Source organism: Nocardia cyriacigeorgica (assembly GCF_005863245.1).
Taxonomy (GTDB): domain Bacteria; phylum Actinomycetota; class Actinomycetes; order Mycobacteriales; family Mycobacteriaceae; genus Nocardia; species Nocardia cyriacigeorgica_C.
This window is the reverse complement of the sequence record NZ_VBUT01000009.1, coordinates 1-2,200: the sequence shown is the minus strand read 5'-3', so window position 1 is coordinate 2,200 and position 2,200 is coordinate 1. Positions and strand designations below refer to the sequence as shown.

Here is a 2,200-nt window from a genome sequence, read left to right as displayed (position 1 = left end):
CCGTAACCTCGCTTCCGGAACACCACGCAAGCGCTCCCCGACGACACCCGGACAGGACGCTCACCTATCCAAGCGTGGCGTCCACTTCTCCGAGCTCAGTTCTCGTATCAATCAGACAAAAATGTTCATTGGCACTATCTGTCCGCCGGGCCACTTGTTACATGGGCACGACCGGACCCGAGGTCACCCACGCGGCACATCCGCGAACTTCGCTGCTGATCACCGAATCAATCTACCGTCGCCCCGGGCACCGAACCAACCAACGCCCATAGCCTGCGCACATCGTCGCTGGCGGCGGGGTGGAGTTGGGGTTGCCTGGAGTTTCCGGGTGACTCACGGCGGTTGTCCGGCGGGCGTGAGCCGGGCGACAGTGGGGCTGGGGCGGCTCTGGGTGTGAGCCGCGTCGTCATGCCGTGGGCACGATGCTCGCCCACACCCCGCGGACATATCGGAGAGCATCGGCAGCCGTCACCGTGAGGCGGGTCTGGGCCGACAACTCACGCCGCCACGTGGCCTCGTCCGGTGGATCGGTGAACAGTGCGCCGGACGGGTAGCGGTTCGTCGGACCGTACCGGCGAAAAAGTTCGGCTGCGTCCTCGGTAACCGCGCCGTGGTCGGCGAGCAGTTTCAAGTCGTACAGATCGCGCGATGCTCTACGGTCCGCCCAAGCAGCGGTCTTCCAGGCCACGAATGCCGGAGTTGTCGGGACGATCAGCTCGGCAGCAGGAGCGTCGGCATAACGCTGGACAATCTGCCGGAGCTCGGTGGGCCAGGACGGATATCCGGTTCGATTCAGCAGCTGTACTCGTACGGCGGTCCCGGCCGAGGTGATGATCACCGCTGGCTGGGTATCGCGCACATCGGTCAACGCGGGCCGCCATTGAAGATCAGGAAACTCGCGTCGTACCGCCCGAAGGAGCAGGCGCTCCATTCGCTCGGCGATCTCCTGTCGCCTGCCGAGCGCGATCAGATCAATGTCCTCCGACAGCCGCCCGTCCGGCAGCACAGTCCGCGACAGCGCCGTCCCGCCGAAGAACAAGACGTCCTCGGAGAAGTCGCGACTGATGGCGCCGAGAAGGTGCGAGATGAGATGGTCGCGGCGCACTTGTTCGACGGCAACGCCGAACTGACCTGCCACGCGCTGCTCCTCGTCGAATGTGAGCATGTCAGATGGCCTCGAGCAGACGGTTGAGGGCAGACGTCCGCCGCTGCGCCGCCGCGAGCTGGGTAAGCAGTTCGCGATCGGCTCTTGGCAACAAAGCGTGCGCAGCCGACCATGCCTCGTCGGGTAGTCCACCGAGTTCCGGGCGCGCGGCCAGGTCGAGGGCGGTTTGTTCGACGCTGGTAATCCAGCCGCTTCCGAGATCCCACCGATGCCGCTGGAGGTCGAGTTTTTCGACCTCCCGGCGGACGAAGTAGACCGTCGCGGGCCGATCGATCAGTTCCAGGGTGGTCCGGTGCCGGCTCGCTGCCACAACGGCAACTGCCAGCGCGCGCGGTATCGCACCGTGCACCCGAGCTGCGGACAACCCCATGAGCGCCACCGATTCGATGCCCTCGTCGGCGGCCGCGATGCCGAGCGCTGTCGGCTCGAGCTCGGGCAGCCAGATCGAACCGACGCGATCATCGGGTACAGCGGCGTAGTAGCCAGTGGCCACGCGATGCAGAGCGCCGGCATCGGCCAGACGCGCGATCTCCGGTCGCGGATGCCGGTAGACCGGCGCGGCGTCTCGGGGACGCAATATCCGGATCGGACGTTGAAGCAATTCTGCTGGGGTTCGAGCGGAAACCTTCGGCATCACTGGCACCTCCGTAGGCTAAGAGCCTACTCTCATGCCAGTCTTGCTATCGAAACGCTCTTCCATGAAGCAGCTCGACCCGCCGAAGCTGCTAGGTCTCCGGATCCTCAATCCACATGAATGTCGACTCCGCCGAAAGCCGATGGAACCGAAGCCGGGTCCGGCGCGTCCATGTCTGCGTAGGTAAGTTCTGAGCGCAGTCGGCGGAGTGGAGGGTTCTGGGGTGGGCATCGAGATTCCCGAGGCGTTGCAGTGGGCCGCGAAGTACGTCGTCGGGGCCGGTGACTGGCCCGAGGGCGATGAGACCGCGATGCGGCGCATGGCCGATGCCTACAGCAGCGCCGCCACCACCCTCGACGACCTCGGCGACGACGCCCAACGCCAGGTCAACCAACTGCTGT

General features: G+C 65.4%; 2 protein-coding genes. Both read right to left on the bottom strand.

The window, feature by feature from the left end; all coding sequences use genetic code 11:
• Positions 1–406: 406 nt before the first annotated feature.
• Positions 407–1,165 carry a nucleotidyl transferase AbiEii/AbiGii toxin family protein gene (locus FEK34_RS22050; RefSeq protein ID WP_138450931.1) on the bottom strand — a complete coding sequence of 253 codons (759 nt, stop codon included), beginning with the start codon at positions 1,163–1,165 and terminating at the stop codon, positions 407–409.
• A gap of 1 nt (position 1,166) precedes the next feature.
• Positions 1,167–1,742, bottom strand: a complete 576-nt coding sequence (locus tag FEK34_RS22045; RefSeq protein WP_249359493.1) for a type IV toxin-antitoxin system AbiEi family antitoxin domain-containing protein — start codon at positions 1,740–1,742, stop codon at positions 1,167–1,169.
• Positions 1,743–2,200: the final 458 nt, after the last annotated feature.

Coding starts and splice junctions, on each gene's coding strand:
- FEK34_RS22050 (WP_138450931.1), bottom strand. CDS start 1,165: ATGCTCACATTCGACGAGGAGCAGCGCGTGGCAGGTCAGTTCGGCGTT.